The sequence below is a fragment of the Caulobacter sp. P4_E5 genome, from assembly GCF_056401555.1.
Map to the genome: position 1 here is coordinate 58,190 of NZ_JBFUJD010000004.1, position 22,624 is coordinate 80,813.

A 22,624-nucleotide genomic window follows, 5' to 3' on the forward strand; every position below is an offset into this window, starting at 1 on the left:
CGGGATGACGATGAAATTAGGAAGCGGTTCGTGAGGTCGCTACAGCCCGCGCAAAACCCTCACCGCCTCCGCCACCGCCGCCTGATCCGTATCCCGCAGCTCCGGCGGCACGAAACCCATCTCTCCGAGCTTGGAACCGGGCGCCGCCCCAGGGATCGGGCCGCTGAACGAGCCGTGGACTTCGCGCACGCCCGTCCGCTTCACCAGGTCGGCGACATTGCCCGGCTGGACGCCCGCGCCGGCCAGGATGCCGATCCGCCCGGCGGCCTGCTCGACCAATGTCGCGATCTGTTCGGCCCCCGCCTGGGCCGTGAGAGCCCCGCCCGAAGTCAGCACCCGCTCGAAGCCCAGGTCGATGGCRACTTCCAGCGTGGCCGACTTATCAGGGACCAGGTCGAATGACCGGTGCAGGCTCATGCCGAGACCCTTCGAATGCTCGACCAGCTTTTCCAGCACCACGAGATCAAGCTCGCCGTCGGGACGGTTGGCGCCGATGACCACGCCGGCCAGGCCGTAGGCGCGCACCGCGTCGATGTCGCGGCGCATGGCGTCCAGGTCGCCGGCGTCGTAGCAAAAGTCGCCGTTGCGCGGCCGGATCATCGGATAGATCGGGATCGGCGCGCTGGCCGCCAACGCCATCAGGCCGGGCGCGGGAGTCAGGCCCTGCAGGGCCAAAGCCGCGCAAAGTTCGATCCGATCCGCCCCGCCAGCGATCGCCGCCGCCAATCCGGCGGGCGTATCGACACAGACTTCCAGCAGAATGCGGTCGGCGGTCATGGTCAGCTCTCGCTCATGCTAGGGATTCGGGGCGGTCTTGTTGGAGCACACGCGCATGATGAATCGTAGGGGCCTGATCGGCGCATCCTTAGTCGGATCGGCGATGATCGGCGCGAAGGTGTCAGCGGCGGAGGGTTCGGTGAAGCTGGAAGGTCCGTGCGTGATCTCCACCTGGGACTTCGGCGTCGCCGCCAACCAGGCGGCCTGGGCGGTGCTGTCAAAGGGCGGCCGGGCGCTGGACGCGGTCGAGGCCGGAGCGCGGGTGCCCGAGCAGGACCTGAAGAACCACAGCGTCGGCCGCGCCGGCTATCCCGACCGCGACGGTCACGTCTCGCTGGACGCCTGCATCATGGACGAGCTGGGCAACTGCGGCGCGGTGGCGGCGCTGGAGCACATCGCCCATCCGATCTCGGTGGCCCGCAAGGTGATGGAGAAGACCCCGCACGTGATGCTGGTCGGGGCGGGGGCGCTGCAGTTCGCGATCGAGCAGGGCTTCCCGTACGAGGAACTGCTGACGCCGGAATCCAAGGCCGCCTGGGAGGCCTGGAAGAAGGACGCCAAGTACCAGCCCAAGGCCAATAGCGAGGTCGGCGACTACGGCAAGACCTCGGGCCAGCTCGGCACGCCCGGCGGGGCGAACAACCACGACACCATCGGCATGCTGGCCATCGACGCCAAGGGCAACATCGCCGGGGCCTGCACGACCAGCGGCATGGCCTGGAAGCTACGCGGCCGGGTGGGCGACAGCCCGATCATCGGCGCGGGCCTCTATGTCGACAACGACGTCGGCGGCGCCACCTCGACCGGGGTGGGCGAGGAGGTGATCCGCAATGTCGGCAGCTTCCTGGTGGTCGAACTGATGCGCCAGGGTCGCTCGCCCGAGGCCGCCTGCCGCGAGGCCGTCGAGCGGATCCTGAAGAAGAAGCCCCAGGCCAAGGACATTCAGGTCGGCTTCCTGGCGGTCAACAAGCAGGGCGAGGTCGGGGCCTGGGCGATCCAGTCGGGCTTCAGTTATGCCCTGTGCGACGGCCGCAAGCAGGACCTGCTGCTGCCCGGCAAGGCGACCTATCAGACGCCAGCTTAAAGTGGATAGGCGAACGGATAACGCGGTTATAGCGTGCCGGTCTCATTCAGGAGGAGACCGCCATGTGCGATGACGAAATCCACCCCGGCCTCATGCAGGATCCGACTATTTCGCGGCGGAAGTTCGGTCTGCTGACCGCGGCCCTGACCGGCGTCGCGACCGTGGCCCATGCCGACGATGCGGTCGAGGAGAAGGACGTCGAGATCAAGACGGCCGACGGCGTCGCCGATGCGGCCCTGTTCTATCCGAAGGGCAAGGGCAAGTGGCCGGCGGTGCTGGTGTGGCCCGACATCTGGAGCCTGCGCCCGGTGTTCCGCCAGATGGGCCGTCGGCTGGCCGCGGCTGGCTATGTTGTGCTGGTTCCCAACCTCTTCTACCGGTCCAAGAAGGCGCCGGTGATGGAGGGGGCGATGAACTTCGCCGACCCGAAGGACCGCGAGGCGATCATGGCCCTGGCCAAGACCGTCACCCCGACGACGGCGGTGGTCGACGCCAAGGCGTTCGTGGCCTTCCTCGACGCCCAGCCCCAGACCAACAAGGCCAAGYGGGTCGGGACCCAGGGTTACTGCATGGGCGGGCCGCTGGCGTTCCGCACCGCCGGCGTCGCGCCAGATCGCATCGGCGCGGTGGCCAGCTTCCACGGCGGCGGTCTGACGGCGGACGGCCCCGACAGCCCCGTCCTGCTGATCCCCAAGACCAAGGCCGACTACCTGGTCGCCGTCGCCGACAACGACGACCAGCGGGATCCGGCCTCGAAGGACAAGCTGAAGGCCGCTTTCGCCGAGGCCAAGCGCTCGGCCACGGTCGAGGTCTACAAGGGCGCCAACCACGGTTGGACCGTTCCCGGCAGCCAGGCCTACAACGAGGCCTCGGCCGAGAAGGCCTGGAGCGAACTGCTGGCGCTGTACAAGAAGGCGTTGGCTTAGCGGATCCGGGCGGCGGCTGGGGCGATGGCCCTGGCCGCCGACCTCCGTTACACCGGGCTGTTCTCCGCCTAGAGGTCGCCCGTGTTGCTTGAAGCCCCGCCGTCCCCGGTGTCCGCCGTCGTCGTCGAGGCGCCGCGGTTGCCGTCGCTGGCGGGCCAGGAAGCCTTCTCCACCGCGACCTATGACGCTCGCGCCCTGGGCGGCCAGGCGCGGCTGGACGACGTGTTGAAGACGACGCCGGGCGTCTCGCTGTTCCGTCGCACCGGCAGCGATGCGGCCAATCCGACCATCCAGGGCTTGTCTCTTCGCGCCGTGGCGCCGTCCGGCGCCGGCCGGGCGCTGGTCACCCTGGACGGCGCGCCGCAGAACGACCCGTTCGGGGGCTGGGTGATCTGGACCGGCTTGCCGGGCGAGGGCCTCTCCGGCGCGACCATCGTGCGCGGCGCGGGGGCGGGCCCCTATGGCGCCGGCGCCCTGACCGGCGTCGTGGCCCTCCGTGAGCGGGCGGTCGGTGGCGGCTTGTCCAGCTTCACGGCCCAGGCGGGCCAGCGCGACAGCTGGCGCGCGGCCGGGACCTTCGGGACCGACCACGTGCTGCTGACCGCCAGCGGCTCGCGCACCGACGGCTATCGCCCCGTGCGCGGCGCGGCGGCGGGGGCGGCCGACGCGCCCACGACCCTTGAAGACGGTTCGATCGCGGCCCGGGTCCAAGGCGATCTCGGCGGCGTCCGCTGGGCGGTGCGCGCCGGGGCGTTCCAGGAGAAGCGCGGGGCCGGCCTGGTCGGGGCGCGCTCGAACGCCACCGGCGGGGTGCTGGCCGTGACCCTGGCCGGCGAGGCTTGGCGGCTGCAGGCCTGGGCGCGGTCCAGTGACCTGGAGAACACCTCGGCCGCTGTCGCCGCTGGGCGGGTCGGGACGACGCCGGCCAACGACCAGTACTCGACCCCGGCCAACGGCTACGGTCTCAACGCCGCTTGGCAGCACAAGGCCGGCGACTGGTCCTGGGAACTGGGCGGCGACGTCCGGGCGACCGAGGGACGGACCAACGAGCTGTTCCGCTATCTGTCCGGCGCGTTCACCCGGCGGCGCACGGCCGGCGGCCGCACCCTGGTCGGCGGCCTCTATGCCGAGACCGCCTATGCCCGCGAGGACTTCTCCCTGGCGGCCGGCGCGCGGCTGGACGGCTGGCGGTCCTATGCCGGCGTCCGTCGCGAGCGGGACGCGTCGACGGGCGCCCTGACCCTGGACGCGCCGCCGGCCGACGCCTCCGGAACCACGCCGACGGCGCGGGTCGGCGTGCGCCAGCGCCTGTCCGGCGAGGTCTGGTGGCGGGCGGCGGCCTATGCCGGTTTCCGGCCGCCGACCCTGAACGAACTGCACCGCCCGTTCCGGGTCGGTAACGACGTCACCGAGGCCAATGCCGCGCTGAAGCCCGAGACCCTGTACGGCCTCGAGACCGGGCTCGCGGGAGAGGGCGCGGTGCGGTGGACCCTCGGCGCCTTCTACAATCAGGTCCAGGATCCGATCACCAACGTCACGATCGGCATCGGCCCCGGGACCTTCCCGGTCGCCGGCTTCATCCCGGCCGGCGGCGTGCTGCGCCAGCGGCGCAACGCCGGCGAGATCAACGCCTATGGCCTGGAAGGCGACGTCGCCGCCGACCTGTCGCCGGCCTGGGCCGTGCGCGCGGCCTTCTCGGCCACCCACGCTCGCGTCGACGGGGCGGCCCAGCTGACCGGCAAGCGCCCGGCCCAGGCGCCGGCCCTGACCGTCACCGCCGGGGCGCGCTGGCGGCCGATCGAGCGCCTGAGCCTCGACGCCGACCTGCGCTACGAGAGCAAGCGTTTCGAGGACGACCTGAACACGCGAACCTTGAAGGCGGGGACGGGGCTCGACCTGCGGGCGGGCTGGAAGGTGTCGCCGATTAGCGAAATCTACCTGGCCGCCGACAACGCCTTGGACGCCGACCTCGCCGTCGGCCAGACGGCGGACGGCGTCACCAGCTATTCGGCGCCCCGGACGATCTATGTCGGCTTCGCCCTGCGTCGCTGAGTGGAAATTGTCCTACAATAACGATTGATAGCGCTATCATCGCCGTGTAGCCCTTTCGCCAACAAGAGGGAGGAACACCATGGCGATGTCGCGCCGAACCGTGCTGGCCGCGTTCTCGAGCCTGGCGCCGTTGGCGAATCTGGCCGCGATCACCCGTGCCTGGGCCGCGCCGGCCGCGCCGCGCGTGGTGGCCCTGGACCTGGCCAAGACCGGCGGTCCGGTCGATCGCTTCTTCGACCTCTCGGTCGGTTCGGACTATCCGGGAACCCTGATCCGCCCCGACAGCCAGGCCCAGCTGAAGACCGCCGTCGACGAGCTGGGATTCCGCTACATCCGCTTCCACGCGATCTTCCACGACGTGCTGGGCACGGTGAAGGTCCAGGACGGCAAGATCGTCTACGACTGGACCAAGCTGGATCAGCTCTATGACGCCCTGCTGGCCAAGGGGATCCGGCCGTTCGTCGAGCTGGGCTTTACGCCCGACGCGATGAAGACCTCCGACCTGACCATCTTCTACTGGAAGGGCAACACCTCCCACCCGAAGCTGGAGCCCTGGCGTGACCTGATCGACGCCTTTGTCCGGCACGTCCGCCAGCGGTACGGCGTCGAGGAGGTCCGCAAGTGGTTCTTCGAGGTCTGGAACGAGCCCAACCTCGACGGCTTCTGGGAGAAGGCCGACCAGGCGGCCTATTTCGAGCTCTATGACGTCACGGCGCGGGCCATCAAGGCGGTCGATCCCGCCCTGCGGGTCGGCGGCCCCTCGACGGCGGGCGCGGCCTGGGTCCCGGAGTTCCTGGCCCATGTGAAGACCACCGGCTCGGCCGTCGATTTCGTCACCACCCATACTTACGGCGTCGACGGCGGCTTCCTCGACGAGAAGGGCGAGCAGGACACCAAGCTGTCGGCCTCGCCCGACGCCATCGTCGGCGACGTGCGGCGGGTGCGCGAGCAGATCCAGGCCTCGGCCTTCCCGAACCTGCCGCTCTACTTCACCGAATGGAGCACCAGCTACACGCCGCGCGACAGCGTCCACGACAGCTATGTCAGCGCCGCCTACATCCTGGAGAAGCTGCGGCGCACCCAGGGCCTGGTCCAGGGCATGAGCTACTGGACCTATACTGACCTGTTCGAGGAGCCGGGCCCGCCGACCAAGCCGTTCGAGGGCGGCTTCGGCCTGATGAATCCGCAGGGGATCCGCAAGCCCGCCTGGTTCGCCTACAAGTATCTGAACGCCGTGAAGGGGCGTGAGATCGCCTGCGACGACGGCCAGGTCTTCGCCGCCCGCGACGGCGACCGGGTGGCGGCCCTAGCCTATGCCTGGCGGCAGCCCGACCAGAAGGTCAGCAATCGGCCCTTTTACACCCGCCTGCATCCGACCCTCGACGTCGAGCCGCTGAAGCTGCGGGTGGCGGGGCTGAAGCCCGGGTCCTATAGCCTGCGCGTCCGCCGGACCGGCTATCGCGCCAACGACGCCTATAGCGCCTATATCGACATGGGCCTGCCCAAGACCTTGACCGCCGAGCAGCTGCGCCAGCTGGAGGCGCTGACCCAGGATCGTCCCGAGATCGAGAAGGTGATCAAGGTGCGCGGCGAGGCGGTGGTCGACCTGCCGATGCGCGCCAACGATATCGTGCTGGTCGAGCTGGAACCGGTCTAAGTTCCGAACTCGGGTGAGCCACAGAAAGAAATCAAAGCCCTAAACCTTTGTCATCCCGGAAGCCTCGCAGAGGCTGTCCGGGACCCAGGGGCCGGCGCGCTGCGGCGGCCCCTGGGTCCCTGTGTGTCGAAACTGTGAGAGATTGGTCACGGGCGGGAGATCGTTGGGTCCCAGGTCTTGAGACCGTTAGCCGGCCAGATCCCCGCCCGCTTTAGACCACACCTGAACAGTTGCACGAGGCCGTTGGCGCGGACCTCGCATCACAGGGACAGGCACGATGACCATACACCCTGACGTGGTCGGGATCGATGTGTCCAAGCATCATCTCGACGTGTTCGACGCCGCGCTGGATCGCGGCGAGCGCGTGGCCAACACACGCGAACARGTCCAGGCCCTGGCCGCGCGATGGGCGGCCCTGGGGCGCTTCGTCGTCTTCGAGGCCACCGGCCGCTACGACCGGTTCCTGCGCCAGGAGCTGGCCGCGGCCGGGGTCGCCCATGCCCGGGTCAACCCGACGAAGGCCCGCGCCTTCGCCCAGGCTGCTGGCTTCCTGGCCAAGACCGACCAGATCGACGCGCGCATGCTGGCCATCCTGGGCGCGGCCTTGCGCCCCAGAGCGGCCGAGCCCGCCGATCCGTCCCGYGAGCGGCTGGCCCTGCTGCACAAGCGGCGCGACCAGCTGGTGGCCATGCGCCAGCAGGAACGCGCCCGCCGCRCCGAGCTGGACGAGGYCGACCTGATCGACGGTCTGGACGCTCACCTGGCCTGGTTGGATGAGGCCATCGCCGACCTCGACCGCMAGATCGCCGACCTGATCGCCAGCGTTCCCGACCTGCGCCGCGCCCAGGCCTTCATCCGCTCGATCCCCGGCGTTGGCCCCGTCACCGCCGCCACCTTGATCGCTCTGCTGCCCGAACTGGGCCAGCGCTCGCCCAAGACCATCGCCGCCCTCGCCGGCCTGGCCCCCTTCAACCACGACTCCGGCAAGCTGCGCGGCCAACGCGCCATTCGCGGCGGCCGAAAACGCGTCCGCGACGCCCTCTACATGGCCGCCGTCGCCGCCTCCCGCTCCAACAGCCGCTTCAAGGCCGCCTACCAAGCCCTGCGAAACGCCGGAAAACCCCCAAAGCTGGCCTTCATCGCCATCGCCCGAAAGCTCCTCGTCACCGCAAACGCCCTCCTGCGCGACCAACTCTCATTCCAGCCGTAAACACAGTTGCCGGCTCTCCGCCCCGCTGCGGCCGGGATGACGAGTGAAATGGGACGGTAGCTAACCCCCCCGCCCGCAAAGCCGAAGGATTCTCACTCGAGGAGGATCTGAATCATGACCGAACTAGACGCGCTCAATATCGTGACCAAGCTCATTGTCGTGGTGATGAAGCTTGGAGACCTCGTTCTACGCTTGGCGAGGCGTTTTCGGCCTACAGCCCCAATCGTCGCGCGCGCCCGGCGATCATCAGCGCCAAACGCTCGGCGATCAGCTGATCCGGCGAGCCGGAGGTCTTGCAAGCGCGGTCGGCGGTCAGGACCTCGCCCTGGATGTCGAGGATGGCTTCCAGGTTCCAGGCCCGGGCCTGGCGCAGGAACTCGCGCTCCTGTTTCCAGAAGACGCCGGCGGCCTTGGCGGCGGCCTGCAGGTCGACGCCGTTCTTGTGCAGGGTCAGGACCCGGCGCAGACGGCCCAGATAATAGCCGATGGCGCGGACGGCGGCCGGACCGCCTTCGCCCTCGGCCGCGGCGCGGCGCAGGGCGGTCTGGGCCGCGCCCGCCTTGCCGCCGAACGCGTCGGCGGCGGCGTCGCTGAGCGAGGCTTCGGGTTCCACGCCCAGGAAGTCGGTCAGGTCGGCGGCGGTGGCGTTGACGCCGCTGTTCGGACCCAGATAGAGCGCCAAACGCTCGATCTCGGCGCGGGCGACGCCGCGCTCCTTGGGCAGGCGGGAAACGAACAGGTCCAGCGCCTCGCCGTTCAGGCTGACCTTGTCGTTGGCCAAGGTGTCGCGCGTCAGGCGGGCAAGGTCGCCGGCCTCGTCCTCGTAGCAGGGGATGACGGCGCAGCCATTGGCCTTTTCGCCGACCTTGCGCAGCTGGGATTCGCGGCCCAGGGCGCCGGCCTCGACCAGGAAGAAGGCGTCGGGATTGAGCTGGCCTTCGACGTGGCGGGTCAGGGCCTCTGCGGCCTGTTTGTCGGGTCCGGCCTTCTCGCCGGACAGGCGCAGACGCACCAGACGGCGGCCGCCCATCATCGACTGAGCCGACAATTCGTCCTCCAGCTTGGCCGGATCGCCGTCGAGGTCACTGTCGGTCAGCTGAGCGGTGTCGAAGGGATCGTCCGGGCGTTCGACCACGCGCTTGGCCAAGGCGTTGGCGCGATCGCGCACCACGCCTCGGTCCTTGCCGTACAGCACCACGGCCCGGATGTCCGGGGTCGGCTCCTTGAGGAAGCGTTCGACGTCCGGACGCTTGGAGAGAATCATGGCCTCTAAGCCGGCTTCTTGCCCGCCAGCCAGGTGGCGAGGTCCAGCTGGATCTTGCGCGCGGCCTCGGTCGCGGCCCGCTCCTGACCGTCCTGTTGGGCCGCGATGGCGGCGTAGGGCTGGTCGGCGGAGTCGTAGGTTACCGAGACGTCGGTCGAGCCCTTGTGGGCCTCAACACCGGTGTGGGCGTCGAGCAGCCGCCAGGTGACCGACATCCGCAGCTCATAGCGATTGGCGACATTGTCCAGACGCACGCCGCGGGCGAAGCGTTGCTCGTTGACGCCGAACACCAGCTTGTAGGCCGCTGGGTCGCCCTGGCGGTGAGCGAAGGCGTCGTCCAGCTGCTCGCGCAGCAAATAGCCGCCCCGGCCCTCGGCCGCGACGGTCTCGATGCTGGAAAGCCCGCCCTCGACACCAGGGCGGCCGTATAGGGGCGTGAAGCCGGCGCAGGCCGACAGGACCGTCATCGACAGCGCCGCGATCGCGAAGGTTCGGGCGCCAATCAGCAGGGTGCGTTTCATCGGTCTCAATTGGCCACGATGTTGACGATACGGTCCTTGACCACGATCACCTTACGGACCGTGACGCCCTCAAGGTGGGCCAGGACGTTCGGATCCGCCAGAGCGATTTTCTGGACCTCGTCCTCCGGGGCGCCGGCCTTGACCTTGATCTCGCCGCGACGCTTGCCGTTGATCTGGATCGGCAGGACGCGCTCGTCGTCCGCGGCCAGGGCCGGGTCGGCCTTGGGCCAGGGCGCGTCGACGACCATGCCTTGGCCGCCGATGCTGGCCCAGGCCTCTTCGGCCAGGTGGGGCGTGAACGGAGCGACCAGCCGAGCGAGGATGTTCAGGGCCTCGGCGCGGGCGGCCAACACGGCGTCCGAAGCACCTTCGGCCGGAGCGGCCTTCAGCGCGTTCAGGAACTCGTATAGGCGCGCCACACCGCTGTTGAAGCGGAAACCCTCGATGCTGTCGGTGACGAAGCCGATCAGCTTGTGGGCCGCCTTGCGCAGGGCCAGGGCCGCTTCGTCGGTCTCGTCATGGGCGAAGTCGCCGGCCGGCTGGCTGTCGAACTCGTTCCACAGGCGGTGGGTGAAGCGCCAGGAGCCCTCGACGCCCGAATTGGTCCATTGGACGTCGCGTTCGGGCGGGCTGTCGCTCATCACGAACAGGCGCGCCGAGTCGACGCCATAGGCCTCGAAGATGTCCTCCGGAGCGACGACGTTCTTCTTTGACTTCGACATCTTCTCGATGTCGCCGATGACGATCGGCGCGCCGGTCTTGGCGTGCTTGGCGGTGCGGCTGTTACCCTCGGCGGTGATCACCACCTCCGACGGCTCGACCCACTCGCCGGCCTCGTTCTTATAGGCCTCGTGGGTGACCATGCCTTGGGTGAACAGGCCCGCGAACGGCTCCTCGACCGACAACAGGTCCTCGTCCTTCAGGGCGCGGGTGATGAAGCGGGCGTACAGCAGGTGCAGGATCGCGTGCTCGACCCCGCCGATATACTGGTCGACCGCCAACCAGTAGTCGGCCGCGTCCTTGCCGACCGGCTCGGCGGCGTGGGTGTCGGCGAAGCGGGCGAAGTACCAGCTGGAGTCGATGAAGGTGTCCAGCGTGTCGGTCTCGCGTTCGGCCTTGCCGCCGCACGAGGGACAGGTGGTGTGGCGCCAGGTCGGGTGGCGCAGCAGGGGATTGCCCGGCTTGTCGAAGGTGACGTCTTCGGGCAGGGCGACCGGCAGCTGGTTTTCCGGCACGGGCACAACGCCGCAGCTCGCGCAGTGGATGACCGGGATCGGGCAGCCCCAATAGCGTTGGCGCGAAATGCCCCAGTCGCGCAGGCGGTAGACGGTCGCGCCCTGGCCCTGGCCGGCCTTCTCGATGCGGGCGACGGCCTCGGCCTTGGCGGCCTCGACGTCCATGCCGTCCAGGAACTCGGAATTGAAGATCTTGCCGGGGCCGACATAGGCCTCCTTGGCGACCTGGAAGGTCGCGGGATCCTCACCGGTCGGCAGCACCACCGGCAGGACCGGCAGGTCGTACTTGCGGGCGAAGTCCAGGTCGCGCTGGTCGTGGGCGGGGCAGGCGAAGATCGCGCCGGCGCCGTAGTCCATCAGGATGAAGTTGGCGATCCAGACGGGCAGGGTGATCGACGGGTCCAGGGGGTGCTTGACCCGCAGGCCGGTGTCGTAGCCCAGCTTTTCGGCGCTCTCGATCTCGGCTTCCGAGGTGCCGCCCTTGCGGCAGTCGGCCACGAACTGCTGGATCTCGGGATTTTCGATCGCCAGGCGCTCGGCCAGCGGATGCTCGGGCGCGATGCCGACGAAGCTGGCGCCGAACAGGGTGTCGGGACGGGTGGTGTAGACCTCCAGCCCCTCGGCCATGCCGTCGGGCGCTTCGCCGTCGAACTGGAACTTGAAGCGCAGGCCCTTGGAGCGGCCGATCCAGTTCTCCTGCATCAAGCGAACCTTGTCGGGCCAGCGGTCCAGGGTCTTCAGGCCGTCGATCAGGGCGTCGGCGTAGTCGGTGATGCGCAGGAACCACTGGGTCAGTTTGCGCTTCTCGACCGTGGCGCCCGAGCGCCAGCCCTTGCCGTCGATGACCTGCTCGTTGGCCAGGACGGTCATGTCGACTGGGTCCCAGTTGACCGAGGCTTCCTTGCGATAGACCAGGCCGCGCTTCAGCAGACGCAGGAACCAGGCCTGCTGTTTGCCGTAATATTCCGGGTCGCAGGTGGCGAATTCGCGCGACCAATCGATCGAAATGCCCAGCGATTTCAGCTGCTCGCGCATGGCGGCGATGTTGTCGTAGGTCCAGCCCTTGGGGTGGACGCCGCGCTCCATGGCCGCGTTCTCGGCCGGCATGCCGAAGGCGTCCCAGCCCATGGGATGCAGGACGTTGAAGCCCTGGGCGCGCTTGTAGCGGGCCACGACGTCGCCCATGGCGTAGTTGCGGACGTGGCCCATGTGGATGCGGCCCGACGGATACGGGAACATCTCGAGCACGTAGTATTTCGGACGGCCGTCGTTGATCTCGCCGGTCTTGAAGACGTCGGCCTTGGCCCAGGCGTCACGCCATTTGGGCTCGGTGTCTTTGGGGTTGTAGCGGGCCATCGGAAACCAGGATCTTGATACGGAAAAGCGCGCTCAAGAAGCGCGTCCGCGACAAGTTATGCGGTTTCGCGGCTGGAGCGCGCTGAGAAAATAGGACGTCAGGGTCCTCTTCGCCGGGAAGAGGACCCTTGGGGCCTTAGCCCTTGATGTTCGAAAGACGAAGCTGACGAGCGCGGGTCAGGATCGCGTTCTCGATGTCGGTGGCGGTCTGGTCGGCGACGGGAGCGTCGACCCAGCCGCCGTTGATGTCCTTGGACTGCTTGAACACCGTGACGTTCAGGCCATCGGCGCGCAGGCGGGTGTCCAGGATATAGACCGTGGCCTTGAAGCGCTCGGCCGGGGTCTCGGGGTTCACGTACCAGTCGGTGACGATCACGCCGCCGTACGGGTCGGCCGAGGCCAGGGGCATGAAAGCCAGGGTGTCCAGGCTGGCGCGCCACAGATAGCCGTTGACGCCGATCGAACCCTCGGAGGCCGGAGCCTTGTTGCCGCCGCCGAAGCGCTTGAACGGGTTCAGGCCCGGTTCGTCGCTTTGCGTCGAGAACGTCTTCGGGGGCTTGTTGCTGCTGCAGGCGGACACGCCCAGCAGGGACAGAGCCAGGACGCCCGCGGCGACGCCGCGCATCACAGACCCACGCTCAAACGCCATAGTACCTCGCTCCAATGTCTCGCCGACGCGGCTTCGCGCATCCTGGCGCGCCCCCGCGGCCGGGAGCCGGTCTATAGCATGGCTACGCCGCCTCAAAACAGGAATCGCGTGACCTCGTCGCCACAGGAGTCGATTGAATCGCCCAATTCAGCCCGAAGTGCGACCAATGGCCGGTTGACCGCGTTCCGGCCAAGCCTTTAATCGCAATGTAAGGGCTCGTTCCTATATGGGATGGGTGGGGACAACAGAGTATGGGCGGCGAGTAGCGATGGTCGCGACGCGTTTCTTCTTGGCCGGGGCTGCCGCGCTGATCCTAACGGGATCGGCGTCGAGCGCGTTCGCCCAGGCCAAACCTCACGCCGTTGCGCCCGATTTCAGCGTCAAGAACGACTTCACCAGCGCCGCCGCCGGCGTCCAATACCCGCAGGATGACAAACGCACCCTGCGTTGGGACGCCAAGAAGGGCCGCTGGGGCCTGAAGCTCGACCTCGACCAGCCGACCAGCCGCGAAATGGAACTGCAGGACGTGCAGGCCGGCGCCTATTTCAAGGTGACGCCGTCCATCCGCGTCGGCGGCGCCGTCAGCCTGGGCGAGAACAACCCGGCCCTGGCCGCTCGCAAGGCCCAGCAGCCCGATCCGGCGCCGCGTGTCCGCCTGGAAACCGCCTTCAAGTTCTAGGGTTGGTTAGCCCGCCAGGGCTTCCACTGCCGCAATCCCGACAAGTCCGCCGCCGATCAGCTGCGTGACCGTGCGCGCCCGCACGCCGCCCAGGGCGTAGACGGGCAGGGCGGTGGCCGAGACCAGATCCTTTACGGCATCAACGCCCAGCGGGTCTCCCGCCGACGAACTATTGCTGGGAAAGACCGGCGAAACGACGATCGCATCCGCTCCGGCTCGTTCCGCCGCCCGCACGGCGCGCTCGTCGTGCGCGGCGACCGTGATCAGGTAGCGGGCGTGTTCGGCCCGCAGGCGGGGAATGTCGGCCACCAGGCGTTCAGGCATGTGCAGGCCGTCTGCCCCGATGCCCTCGGCCAGGTTGGCGTGAGCGCCGACCAGCAGCAGCAGGCCGCGTTCGTTGGCGATCGCCCGCAGGCGGCGGCCCTGCTCGACCGCGTCGGGCGCGCCGAACGCCCGGAACACGATCCCGGCCCCGCGCGGCAGGCGCTCGGCCACGGTCGTGGGATCAGGAACCCGGGCCGGATCGGTGAAGAACAGCAGGTTCGGCAAGGTCACGCCGCGCGCGGTCCTTGGCGGGAAGGTCGCGGCCGCACTAGACAGGACTTCCAGTTCGCTCACGTCGTGCAAGGCCGTTTCCTCATGTCGCTCGCCCAGTCGCAAGCCCTCGCCGAGATCCGCGACCGCATCGCCGCCGCCGAGACCCGCGCGAACCGGCCGGGGGGATCGACGACGCTGGTGGCCGTTTCCAAGACCCAGCCGTGGGAGCATATCGCGCCCGTGCTGGCGGCGGGACAGAAAGTGTTCGGCGAGAACCGGGTCCAGGAGGCCATGGAACGCTGGGGCCAGCGCCGCGAAGGGCTGGAGCTGCGCCTGATCGGCCCGTTGCAGACCAACAAGGTTCGCGAGGCGGTCGATTTCTTCGACGTGATCGAGACGCTCGACCGGGAGAAGCTGGCCCGCGCCGTAGCCGACGAGATCAAACGAACCGGCAAGGCCCCCCGCCTCTACGTCCAGGTTAATACCGGGGAAGAGCCGCAAAAGGCCGGAATCACGCCCGCCGCCGCCGACGCCTTCATCGCCGCCTGTCGCACGACCTATGGCCTGACGATAGAGGGTCTGATGTGCATTCCGCCCGTCGACGCCGACCCGTCGCCGCACTTCGCGTTGCTGCGGGAGATCGCCGTCCGCAACGGTGTCGCGAAGCTGTCGATGGGCATGAGCGACGACTTCGAGACGGCGATCGCCGAGGGCGCGACCTCGGTGCGGGTGGGATCGGCGATCTTTGGCGTGAGGACCTACGCTCAATAGGGGCTGTCATCCCGGACAAGCGCGCAGCGCGCAGATCCGGGACCGCCGGAAGCTCCGGGCCTGTTGCGGTCCCGGGTCTTCGCTACGCTTCGCCCGGGATGACAGGATAGCTAGGCGACGATCTCGACCGCATCCCCCGGCTTCGCCGCCGCCAGCACCGCTTCCAGATCCTCTCGCGCCAGCGCCACGCACCCTTCCGTCCCGGGATAACCCTCTCGCGCCAGGTGCATGAAGATCGCCGAGCCCATGCCGGGGGCCGGCGGGTCGTCGTTGTGGCCCAAGATCACCACCAGGTCGTAGACGGAGTCGTCGCGCCACATCCGCTCGGCGCTGGCGGCATAGGGCAGGGTGACGGGCCGGTTGTAGTTCGGATCGTCGGGAGCGTCGCACCAGCCGTCCTCGGGTCGGGTGGCGCGAAGCGGCAGGGCGGTGGTCGGGCCGTTCGGATAGACGTCCGGCCGATACCAGACCTCGTGCATGAGCCAGGTTCCGAGCGGGCTCTTGTTGTCGCCCTCGCGCTTTTCGGCCGCCGCGATCACGCCCGCCTTGCCGATCGCGCAGCGTAAGGTGCGCCCATCCAGTTCGAAGCGGCCGTCGGTATGGGCGCGGAACAGCATCGAAGGGCGACTCCTCGGACTTAAGGCCTCGCTCGGGGTTGTCCCCGGGGGCCGCAGCGGTGCATGTTTCGCCTTATGGCGCAACGCAAGACCCTTCTGCTGATCGACGACGACGACGACCTGCGCGGCGCCTTGGCCGAGCAGCTGGCCCTGCACGAGGAGTTCGCGGTCGCCGAGGCCGCGAGCGCCGGCGAAGGCGTGCGGATGTCGCGCGAGATCAAGCCCGACCTGATCCTGCTGGACGTCGACCTGCCCGACATGGACGGCCGCGAGGCCTGCCGGCTGATGCGCAAGAACGGGGTCACCGCCCCGGTGATCATGCTGACGGCGGCGGCCAGCGACAGCGACACGATCTTGGGCTTGGAGTCCGGCGCCAACGACTATGTCACCAAGCCCTTCCGCTTCGGCGTGCTCTTGGCCCGCATCCGCGCCCAGCTGCGCAGCTACGAGGCCTCGGAAGACGCGCTGTTCCGGATCGGGCCGTACGAGTTCCGCCCGTCCGCCAAGCTGCTGGTCGACGAGAAGCAGAAGAAGGTGCGGTTGACCGAGAAGGAAACCAATATCCTGAAGTACCTCTACCGCGCCGGCTCCAAGCCGGTGTCGCGCGAGGAGCTGCTGACGGAGGTCTGGGGCTACAACGCCGGGGTCACGACCCACACCCTGGAAACCCATGTCTATCGCCTACGCCAGAAGATCGAGCCGGACCCGGCCGTGGCGCGGATCCTGATCACCGAGATGGGCGGTTATCGGCTGCAGCCGTAAGCGGCTCGAGACGCGCACAAATCCTCGTCATCCCGGAAGCGCGTAGCGCTATCCGAGACCCAGGGGCCGGCGCAACGAGGCTGCCCCTGGATCCCGGCTCTCCGCTTCGCTGCGACCGGGATGACGCGCTATTTTGGGCCATGAAAAAGGGCCCGACCGTTCCCGATCGAGCCCCCTTCCGAATTCAGCTCGCCTTCGAACCTAGGCGTTGCCGACCACTTGGCCTTCGGCTTGGGCCTTGCGCGCGGCGTAGACGCCGGCGAAGTCGATCGGGTCGATCAGGAAGGGCGGGAAACCGCCCTCGGCCGTCACGTCCGAGATCAGGCGACGAGCGTACGGGAACAGGAAGCGCGGGCACTCGATCAGCAGCACCGGCTCGAGATCGGCTTCGGGCACGCCTTCGATGTGGAACAGGCCGCCATAGACGACCTCGACGTGGAACACGGCCTGCTCGTCGCGCAGGGCGCGGGCCGAAAGCTTCAGGTCGACCTCGAACAGGCCGTCGGGACGGCCGCGGGCATTCATCTCGACACCCATGTCGATAGCGGGCTGGGCCGCGCCGGCGCGCAGGCTGTCGGGGGCCAACGGGTTCTCGAACGAGAAGTCACGGACGAACTGGGCCAGGATGCGGATGCCCGATTGCCCCGCGGTCTCTTCCGAAGTCGCCTCGGGGGCGGTGGTGTCGGTCATTAGGATAAAATCCGTAATCGGCGGCTAGAACGCCTGAAGAAAGGTGGGCGCTGCTACCATGAGGCCCCGCCTGGCGCAATGTCAGGCGCCTGACGAGAGAGCGCGTCTCGCCTATATAGACATGATATCCTGGGCTCCAAAGCCCGCTGACGGACCTCGAAGTGCTCCAGATCCTGTTCCTCGCCGCGGTCGCCGCGGTCGTTCTGTACCAGCTCTACGCCACGCTCGGCCGCCGCGTCGGTCGCCAGCCCGAGGACGCGCCCGCGACGGCGCAGTCGGGCGGCGGAAGCGCGCCGGTCGATGCCCATCCCGCTCTGCGCACGGAAGGCGTGGCGGTGTTGAAGTCCAAACAGCCCGACTTCGATCCGACCAAGTTCCTGGCCGGGGCCCGGGCGGCCTATGAGCAGATCGTCAAGGCCTATGCCGAAGGCGACCGCGAGACGCTGAAGCCGCTGCTGGCGCCCGAGGTGATGAGCAATTTCGAGCAAGCCATGGCCGCTCGCGAGGCCGCTGGCCGCAGCGAGAAGGTCGAGTTCCTGACCCCGCCGCGCCTGGATCTCGAGAAGATCGACGTGGTCGGCGACATCGCCAAGGCGGTGGTGCGGGTCCTGGCCGAGGTGCGCACCCGCACCAAGGACGAGCGCGGCGAGGGCGTCGACGACCGTCGCACGGCCGAGCTCTGGACGTTCGAGCGCGAGGTCAAGAGCGCCAATCCGAACTGGTTCCTCTCGTTCGTGGCCGCCGCCGAGGCGTGATGGTCCGCGTCTCGATCCCGTCCGCCTTCGCGCCGCTGGCCTTGGCTGCGGCGCTGCTGGTCAGCGCCTGCGCCAGCTCGGTGACGCCGCGTCCGCCCGTGGCGACTGGACCCAGGCCGCCGCCCACGACCACCGTTTCGCCGCCACCGCCCTCGACCATGGCGCCGACGGCGCTGTCGTTCTCCAGCCTGGCCGGCTGGGGCGAAGAGGACCATCTGGCCGCCCTGAGCGCGTTCCGCGCCGGCTGCGGCGTGGCCAAGGAGCCGGCCATGGCCCGCGCCTGTGGCCTGGCGCGGAGCAGCGGGATTCAGGACGAGCAGGGCGCGCGCCTGTTCCTCGAGAGCAATTTCCGGCCCGAGCCGGTGGGTGACGAGGGCCTGCTGACGGCCTATTTCGCTCCGCAATACGAGGCGCGGATGTCGCGCAACGACGAGTTCAGCGTACCGGTGCGCGGCCTGCCGGCCGACCTGGTGGTGTTGGATCTCGGCGCGTTCGAGCCCGCCTTCGTCGGCAAGAAGGTCACTGGCCATGTCGAGGGCCCGACCTTCGTGCCCTATCCCGACCGCGCAGCCATCGAGGCGGTTCCGACCGACAAGCCCCTGGCCTGGATGCGGCCCGAAGAGCTGTTCTTCCTGCAGATCCAGGGTTCGGGCGTGCTGGTCCTGCCCGACGGTCGGCGCGTGCGGGCGGCCTTCGCCGGTTCGAACGGCAAGCCCTTCGTCGGCATCGCCAACGCCATGCGCGACCAAGGCCTGCTGCCCGACAACAACACCTCGGGCGACGCGATCCGATCCTGGCTAGCGGCCCATCGGGGCCCCGAGGCCGACGCGATCATGCAGCTGAACCCGCGCTATGTGTTCTTCAAGATGGCCGCCGATGACGGCAAGGAGCCCGTCGGCGCGGCGGGCGTGCCGCTGCCGGCCGGCCGGGCCATCGCGGTCGATCCCAGCCGCCACGCCTTCGGTGGTCTCTACTGGCTGGACGCCGCGGCTCCGAAGCTCTCCGGCGCTTTCCCCGTCTATCGCCGCCTGGCGGTAGCGCTGGACACCGGCGGGGCGATCAAGGGCGAGGTGCGCGCCGACCTCTACATGGGCACGGGCTCGGCCGCCGGCGCCGAGGCCGGCCGCGTGCGCCACGCCCTGCGCCTCTACCGGCTCGTGCCGAACCCGCAATCGTAACGTGGCCAGGAAGCCGCCGCCTGGACCCGAGGACGACCGCCGCCTCTGGAAGCTGGTCGCCTCGACCGTGACGCCTCGCGTGGCCGAAAAGCCCGAGAAGATGCGCAGCAAGGCCCGGATCCGACCGGTGAAGACCGCCACGGCCATCCCGCTGGACCCGCCGACCCACCTGGCGTCGATCGCGCCGTTGCGGGTGAGTCCCGAGGAGTTCAAGCCGGCCGCGCCGAAGGTCCCCAAGGGTCCGGCCGAAGGCATCGAGCCCAACCGCAAACGCCGGATCGTCAAGGCGCATGACCCGATCGGCGCGCGGCTCGACATGCACGGCCTCGATCAGGACCAGGCCCGCGCCACGCTCGAGGCCTTCATCCGTCGCGCCTATGACGACGGCCATCGCGCCGTGCTAGTCATCACCGGCAAGGGCAAGATCGGGCACGGGGTGCTGAAGAAGCGGACGCCTGAATGGCTGGCGGGGTCCGGCCTGCGCGAGATGATCGCGGGGGTTTCCACGGCCGATCAGCGGCACGGCGGGGAGGGCGCGTTGTACGTGGCGCTGAAGCGGAAGAGTTGAGTGTCCGCAACGGGTGGAAAAGGGGTCGGGCGCCTGAGCCCATCGCAGTGCAGCTTACTATTGCCTTTGGAGCGCCCGTCGGATCAGCCGGAGGTGGAAGGCGTGCGCTACGAGGAAGACGACCGCACAGAAAATAACTACTGGTATGACAAGGCCTTCCTGACCAGCCCTCGGTTTTACGAACGCTGCTGCGACAGCGACGAGCACCAGGCAGACCGCAGCCAGTACCGGGGTGAACGCTAGCGCGACCTTACGGGGCGCGGTCCAGTTTATCGAGCCATCCAGCCCCCACTGCATTGGCAATCGGGATTGGCTTTCGAAGCGGCGGTTGGCGCGCAGAGACATCGTTGTAAGCAGCGCCACAGTGCCCAGAACTACTACCGCCGCTACTAGCGCTTGCGTCATCAGACCACCTCAATCTACCGCAGGTTAAACTCTCCAATCGAAAAACCGCAATGGATGGTGAGCGGACTATGGGCAGGTTGGGAAGTATCGCCCACCGACGCTTGTAATCACACCTGCGTCGCTAGCTTTCCAGGCCACATCGACATCATGCTCACAGATGCCCTTGGTCCAATGAGCTTTGGCCGTTCGCGCCGCTCGATCTATCGCGAACCCCTGCGATTGAAGCGTATCCAAAACCACAGTTTCAGCCGTGCCGATCGGAAAGTGTTGAGCAAGGCGCTTAGGCCATTCTTTGTTCTCGATCGACACATCAAGGTCTTGTGCAATAGGCGGCGGGTTTCGTGGCCCGTCACCACACGACGTCACCAAGAGCAGCGTAGCCAGCCACAGTCTCTTCATGGCGAGAAAATCACTGAAAATCCCAAGGTCCGCAACGGGTCGTAAGCCGACCCTGCGAGCACTAAAGCTTCCGCGACGCCTTTTCGGCGATCCCCGAAGTCCCCTCCCGGGCCTCAAGCTTCTCGGCCACGGCGTCCAGCGAGACGCCCGAAGCCGCCATCAGGGCCAGCCAGTGGTACAGCAGGTCGGCGCTCTCGGCAGCCAGGGCGTCGGGCCCCTGGGCGACGGCGGCGATCACCGTCTCCACCGCTTCCTCGCCCAGCTTCTTGGCGGCCAGGGCCGGGTCGTTCAGCAGCTTGGCGGTGTAGGAGGCGGCCGGATCACCGCCCTTGCGGCTCTCGATGGTCGCGGCCAGGCGCGCCAGGACGGCGGTCAGGCGAGCGCTCATGCGGCCCCCTTCAGCGCGTCGAGACGCACGGGAATGCCCGCTTCGGCCATGGCCTGCTTGGCCTCGCCGATGCTGATCTCGCCGAAGTGGAAGATCGAAGCGGCCAGCACGGCGGCCGCGTGGCCGTCGCGGGCGGCTTCCACGAGGTGCTCGGTCTTGCCCGCGCCGCCCGAGGCGATCACCGGCACCGTCACGGCGCCGGTCACGGCCTTCAGCAGCGGAATGTCATAGCCGATCTTGGCGCCGTCGCGGTCCATCGAGGTCAGCAGGATCTCGCCCGCGCCGCGCTCGACGACCTTGGCGGCCCATTCCACGACGTCGATGCCGGTGTCCTTGCGGCCGCCGTAGGTCCAGACGTTCCAGCCCGAGCCGTCCTCGCGCGCCTTGGCGTCGATGGCCACCACCACGCACTGGGCTCCGAAGGCGTCGGCGCCGCCGGCGATCAGGTCGGGGTTCTCGACGGCGGCGGTGTTGACCGAAACCTTGTCGGCCCCGGCCAGCAGCAGGCGGCGCATATCGGACACCTGCCGCACGCCGCCACCCACCGAGACGGGCATGAAGCAGACCTCGGCTGTGCGCGAGATGACGTCCAGGATAAGACCGCGGCCCTCGCTGGACGCGGTGATGTCCAGGAACATCAGCTCGTCGGCGCCGGCCGCGTCATAGGCTCTGGCCTGCTCCACCGGATCGCCGGCGTCGCGCAGGGAGACGAAATTGACCCCCTTGACCACCCGCCCGTCCTTCACGTCGAGGCAGGGAATGATCCGGGTCTTCAGCATCAGGCGACCGCCGCGATCAGGGCTTCGGAGGGCTTGATGGTGCCGGCGTACAGCGAGCGGCCCAGGATGGCGCCGGCGATCTCGACGCCCTTGCGGGCTTTCAAGCGCTCGATATCGGCCACCGAGGCGACGCCGCCCGAGGCGATGACCGGGATCGAGACGGCGTCGGCAAGCTCGCCCACGCCTTCGACATTGACGCCGGTCAGGGCGCCGTCGCGGCTGATGTCGGTGATGATCAGGGCCGCGACGCCCGCATCCTCGAAGCGGCGCGACAGATCGATCGCCGACAGGTCCGACAGGCCGGTCCAGCCGTCGATCGCGACCTTGCCGTCACGAACGTCGACCGCCACGGCGATCTGCTCGGGCCACAGCCGGGCGGCCTTCTTGACCAGTTCGGGGTCGTGCACGGCCACGGTGCCGAGGATGACGCGGGACACGCCGGCCTCGATCCAGCTCTCGACGCCTTCCAGCGTGCGGATGCCGCCACCCAGCTGCACCGGGATCGAGATCGATTCCAGGATCGACTCGACGGCGGTGGTGTTGACCGACTTGCCCTCGATCGCGCCGTTCAGGTCGACGACGTGCAGCCACGAGAAGCCGTCCTTGACGAAGCGCTGGGCCTGATCGGCGGGCGAAGTGTTGAAGACCGTGGCCTTTTCCATGTCGCCGTGCAGCAGGCGCACGCACTGGCCGTCCTTCAGGTCGATGGCGGGATAGAGGATCATGGGCGCCATTCCAGGAAGTTGGCGAGCAGGGCGAGCCCTGAAGCTTGTGATTTTTCGGGGTGGAACTGTACGCCGGCGACATTGCCCTTGGCCACAGCCGCCGTGAACGGACCACCATGATCGGTGGTCGCGACCAGGTCGGCCGAGTCGGCGGTGGTCAGGGCGAACGAGTTGGCGAAGTACATGTGGGCGCCGCTTTCGACGCCCGCGAACAGCGGATGGTCGCGGACCAGGGTCACGGCGTTCCAGCCCATGTGCGGGATGGTCAAGGCCGAATCGGTGGGCTCCAGCCTCTTGACCTGGCCGGCGATCCAGTCGAGGCCGTGGGTGACGCCGAATTCCAGGCCTTCGCTGGCCAGCAGCTGATGGCCGACGCAGATACCCAGGAACGGAACGCCTCGGCCATGCACGGCGGTGTTCATCGCCTCGTAGACGCCGGACGCGTCGAGGCCCGCGCGGCACGAGGCGAAGGCCCCGACGCCGGGCAGGAAGACGCGATCGGCCTTGGCGACAAGGTCGGGATCGGCGGTGACAACGATGTCGGCGTCGATCGCGGAGCGGCGGGCCGCCTCGCGCAGGGCCTTTTCGGCCGAACGCAGGTTGCCCGACCCGTAATCGATCAGGGCGACGGTCTGCATGG

Annotated in this window: 24 protein-coding genes and 1 pseudogene; 12 read left to right on the plus strand and 13 right to left on the minus strand. The window is 68.4% G+C overall.

Annotated elements, in window-relative coordinates:
- Positions 1-39 precede the first annotated feature (39 nt).
- A complete protein-coding gene (locus AC1DSO_RS02105) occupies positions 40-777 on the minus strand; it encodes a copper homeostasis protein CutC (RefSeq protein WP_477067259.1) in 738 nt (245 codons plus the stop codon).
- 55 nt (positions 778-832) lie between these two features.
- Here AC1DSO_RS02105 and AC1DSO_RS02110 point away from each other — a divergent pair, with 55 nt between their 5' ends.
- The 5 genes from AC1DSO_RS02110 to AC1DSO_RS02130 all read left to right on the plus strand — a co-directional run bounded on the left by AC1DSO_RS02110 (position 833) and on the right by AC1DSO_RS02130 (position 7,706).
- Complete coding sequence (locus tag AC1DSO_RS02110) at positions 833-1,861, plus strand: glycosylasparaginase (RefSeq protein WP_477067260.1); 1,029 nt, start codon at positions 833-835, stop codon at positions 1,859-1,861.
- A gap of 62 nt (positions 1,862-1,923) precedes the next feature.
- Positions 1,924-2,787 carry a dienelactone hydrolase family protein gene (locus AC1DSO_RS02115; RefSeq protein WP_477067261.1) on the plus strand — a complete coding sequence of 288 codons (864 nt, stop codon included), beginning with the start codon at positions 1,924-1,926 and terminating at the stop codon, positions 2,785-2,787.
- A gap of 81 nt (positions 2,788-2,868) precedes the next feature.
- The gene (locus AC1DSO_RS02120; RefSeq protein WP_477067262.1) at positions 2,869-4,839 is read left to right on the plus strand and encodes a TonB-dependent receptor; all 1,971 of its coding nucleotides are present in this window, start codon (positions 2,869-2,871) and stop codon (positions 4,837-4,839) included.
- A 79-nt stretch (positions 4,840-4,918) separates the two neighbouring features.
- Positions 4,919-6,496 (plus strand): GH39 family glycosyl hydrolase, encoded by a 1,578-nt coding sequence (locus AC1DSO_RS02125; protein ID WP_477067263.1) that lies wholly within the window; start codon positions 4,919-4,921, stop codon positions 6,494-6,496.
- 277 nt (positions 6,497-6,773) lie between these two features.
- Positions 6,774-7,706 carry an IS110 family RNA-guided transposase gene (locus AC1DSO_RS02130; RefSeq protein WP_477067264.1) on the plus strand — a complete coding sequence of 311 codons (933 nt, stop codon included), beginning with the start codon at positions 6,774-6,776 and terminating at the stop codon, positions 7,704-7,706.
- Positions 7,707-7,917: 211 nt separating this feature from the next.
- On the opposite strand, the gene holA is transcribed toward AC1DSO_RS02130, so the two are convergent.
- From holA to AC1DSO_RS02150, 4 genes are all read right to left on the minus strand, one after another.
- The gene (gene holA / locus AC1DSO_RS02135; RefSeq protein WP_477067265.1) at positions 7,918-8,970 is read right to left on the minus strand and encodes a DNA polymerase III subunit delta; all 1,053 of its coding nucleotides are present in this window, start codon (positions 8,968-8,970) and stop codon (positions 7,918-7,920) included.
- A 5-nt stretch (positions 8,971-8,975) separates the two neighbouring features.
- Entirely contained in the window at positions 8,976-9,491 is a 516-nt protein-coding gene (gene lptE / locus AC1DSO_RS02140) for an LPS assembly lipoprotein LptE (RefSeq protein ID WP_477067266.1), read from the minus strand.
- A gap of 5 nt (positions 9,492-9,496) precedes the next feature.
- The gene (leuS, locus tag AC1DSO_RS02145; protein ID WP_477067267.1) at positions 9,497-12,082 is read right to left on the minus strand and encodes a leucine--tRNA ligase; all 2,586 of its coding nucleotides are present in this window, start codon (positions 12,080-12,082) and stop codon (positions 9,497-9,499) included.
- A 136-nt stretch (positions 12,083-12,218) separates the two neighbouring features.
- On the minus strand, positions 12,219-12,746 hold the full coding sequence (locus tag AC1DSO_RS02150) for a DUF3576 domain-containing protein (protein WP_477067268.1): 528 nt from the start codon (positions 12,744-12,746) through the stop codon (positions 12,219-12,221).
- Between the two features lie 253 nt (positions 12,747-12,999).
- Between AC1DSO_RS02150 and AC1DSO_RS02155 the strand changes: the two genes are divergently transcribed.
- Complete coding sequence (locus tag AC1DSO_RS02155; RefSeq protein ID WP_477067269.1) at positions 13,000-13,410, plus strand: NtrZ family periplasmic regulatory protein; 411 nt, start codon at positions 13,000-13,002, stop codon at positions 13,408-13,410.
- A 6-nt stretch (positions 13,411-13,416) separates the two neighbouring features.
- Here the strand turns inward: AC1DSO_RS02155 and AC1DSO_RS02160 are convergent, their stop codons facing one another.
- Positions 13,417-14,037: a thiamine phosphate synthase gene (locus AC1DSO_RS02160; RefSeq protein ID WP_477067270.1), complete on the minus strand. Its 621-nt coding sequence runs from the start codon at positions 14,035-14,037 to the stop codon at positions 13,417-13,419.
- 12 nt (positions 14,038-14,049) lie between these two features.
- On the opposite strand from AC1DSO_RS02160, the gene AC1DSO_RS02165 reads away from it, so the two are divergent.
- The gene (locus tag AC1DSO_RS02165) at positions 14,050-14,718 is read left to right on the plus strand and encodes a YggS family pyridoxal phosphate-dependent enzyme (RefSeq protein ID WP_477067271.1); all 669 of its coding nucleotides are present in this window, start codon (positions 14,050-14,052) and stop codon (positions 14,716-14,718) included.
- A gap of 110 nt (positions 14,719-14,828) precedes the next feature.
- On the opposite strand, the gene AC1DSO_RS02170 is transcribed toward AC1DSO_RS02165, so the two are convergent.
- A complete protein-coding gene (locus AC1DSO_RS02170; RefSeq protein WP_477067272.1) occupies positions 14,829-15,335 on the minus strand; it encodes a L,D-transpeptidase family protein in 507 nt (168 codons plus the stop codon).
- A 75-nt stretch (positions 15,336-15,410) separates the two neighbouring features.
- Between AC1DSO_RS02170 and AC1DSO_RS02175 the strand changes: the two genes are divergently transcribed.
- Positions 15,411-16,097: a response regulator transcription factor gene (locus AC1DSO_RS02175; RefSeq protein ID WP_047413838.1), complete on the plus strand. Its 687-nt coding sequence runs from the start codon at positions 15,411-15,413 to the stop codon at positions 16,095-16,097.
- A 51-nt stretch (positions 16,098-16,148) separates the two neighbouring features.
- Here the strand turns inward: AC1DSO_RS02175 and AC1DSO_RS02180 are convergent.
- Positions 16,149-16,229: pseudogene (locus AC1DSO_RS02180) on the minus strand (hypothetical protein); the annotation flags it as partial.
- A gap of 69 nt (positions 16,230-16,298) precedes the next feature.
- Positions 16,299-16,787, minus strand: a complete 489-nt coding sequence (secB, locus tag AC1DSO_RS02185; RefSeq protein ID WP_477067273.1) for a protein-export chaperone SecB — start codon at positions 16,785-16,787, stop codon at positions 16,299-16,301.
- A gap of 146 nt (positions 16,788-16,933) precedes the next feature.
- On the opposite strand from secB, the gene timA reads away from it, so the two are divergent.
- From timA to AC1DSO_RS02205, 4 genes are all read left to right on the plus strand, one after another.
- Positions 16,934-17,542, plus strand: a complete 609-nt coding sequence (timA, locus tag AC1DSO_RS02190) for a TIM44-related membrane protein TimA (protein WP_477067321.1) — start codon at positions 16,934-16,936, stop codon at positions 17,540-17,542.
- Positions 17,542-18,720, plus strand: coding sequence for a murein transglycosylase A (gene mltA / locus AC1DSO_RS02195; RefSeq protein ID WP_477067274.1), 1,179 nt, complete (start codon positions 17,542-17,544; stop codon positions 18,718-18,720). The genes timA and mltA overlap by 1 nt, the downstream gene beginning before the upstream one ends.
- 1 nt (position 18,721) lies before the next feature.
- Positions 18,722-19,288 (plus strand): Smr/MutS family protein, encoded by a 567-nt coding sequence (locus AC1DSO_RS02200; protein ID WP_477067275.1) that lies wholly within the window; start codon positions 18,722-18,724, stop codon positions 19,286-19,288.
- A 102-nt stretch (positions 19,289-19,390) separates the two neighbouring features.
- A complete protein-coding gene (locus AC1DSO_RS02205) occupies positions 19,391-19,531 on the plus strand; it encodes a hypothetical protein (RefSeq protein WP_477067276.1) in 141 nt (46 codons plus the stop codon).
- Positions 19,532-20,153: 622 nt separating this feature from the next.
- Here the strand turns inward: AC1DSO_RS02205 and AC1DSO_RS02210 are convergent.
- The 4 genes from AC1DSO_RS02210 to hisH are packed head-to-tail and all read right to left on the minus strand — an operon-like array spanning position 20,154 to position 22,622.
- A complete protein-coding gene (locus AC1DSO_RS02210) occupies positions 20,154-20,480 on the minus strand; it encodes a phosphoribosyl-ATP diphosphatase (RefSeq protein WP_477067277.1) in 327 nt (108 codons plus the stop codon).
- Positions 20,477-21,259: an imidazole glycerol phosphate synthase subunit HisF gene (hisF, locus tag AC1DSO_RS02215; RefSeq protein ID WP_477067278.1), complete on the minus strand. Its 783-nt coding sequence runs from the start codon at positions 21,257-21,259 to the stop codon at positions 20,477-20,479. The genes AC1DSO_RS02210 and hisF overlap by 4 nt, the downstream gene beginning before the upstream one ends.
- Positions 21,259-21,993, minus strand: coding sequence for a 1-(5-phosphoribosyl)-5-[(5-phosphoribosylamino)methylideneamino]imidazole-4-carboxamide isomerase (hisA, locus tag AC1DSO_RS02220; protein ID WP_477067279.1), 735 nt, complete (start codon positions 21,991-21,993; stop codon positions 21,259-21,261). The genes hisF and hisA overlap by 1 nt, the downstream gene beginning before the upstream one ends.
- Positions 21,981-22,622, minus strand: a complete 642-nt coding sequence (hisH, locus tag AC1DSO_RS02225) for an imidazole glycerol phosphate synthase subunit HisH (protein WP_477067280.1) — start codon at positions 22,620-22,622, stop codon at positions 21,981-21,983. Before hisH ends, hisA begins: the two co-directional genes overlap by 13 nt.
- Between the last annotated feature and the right edge of the window lie 2 nt (positions 22,623-22,624).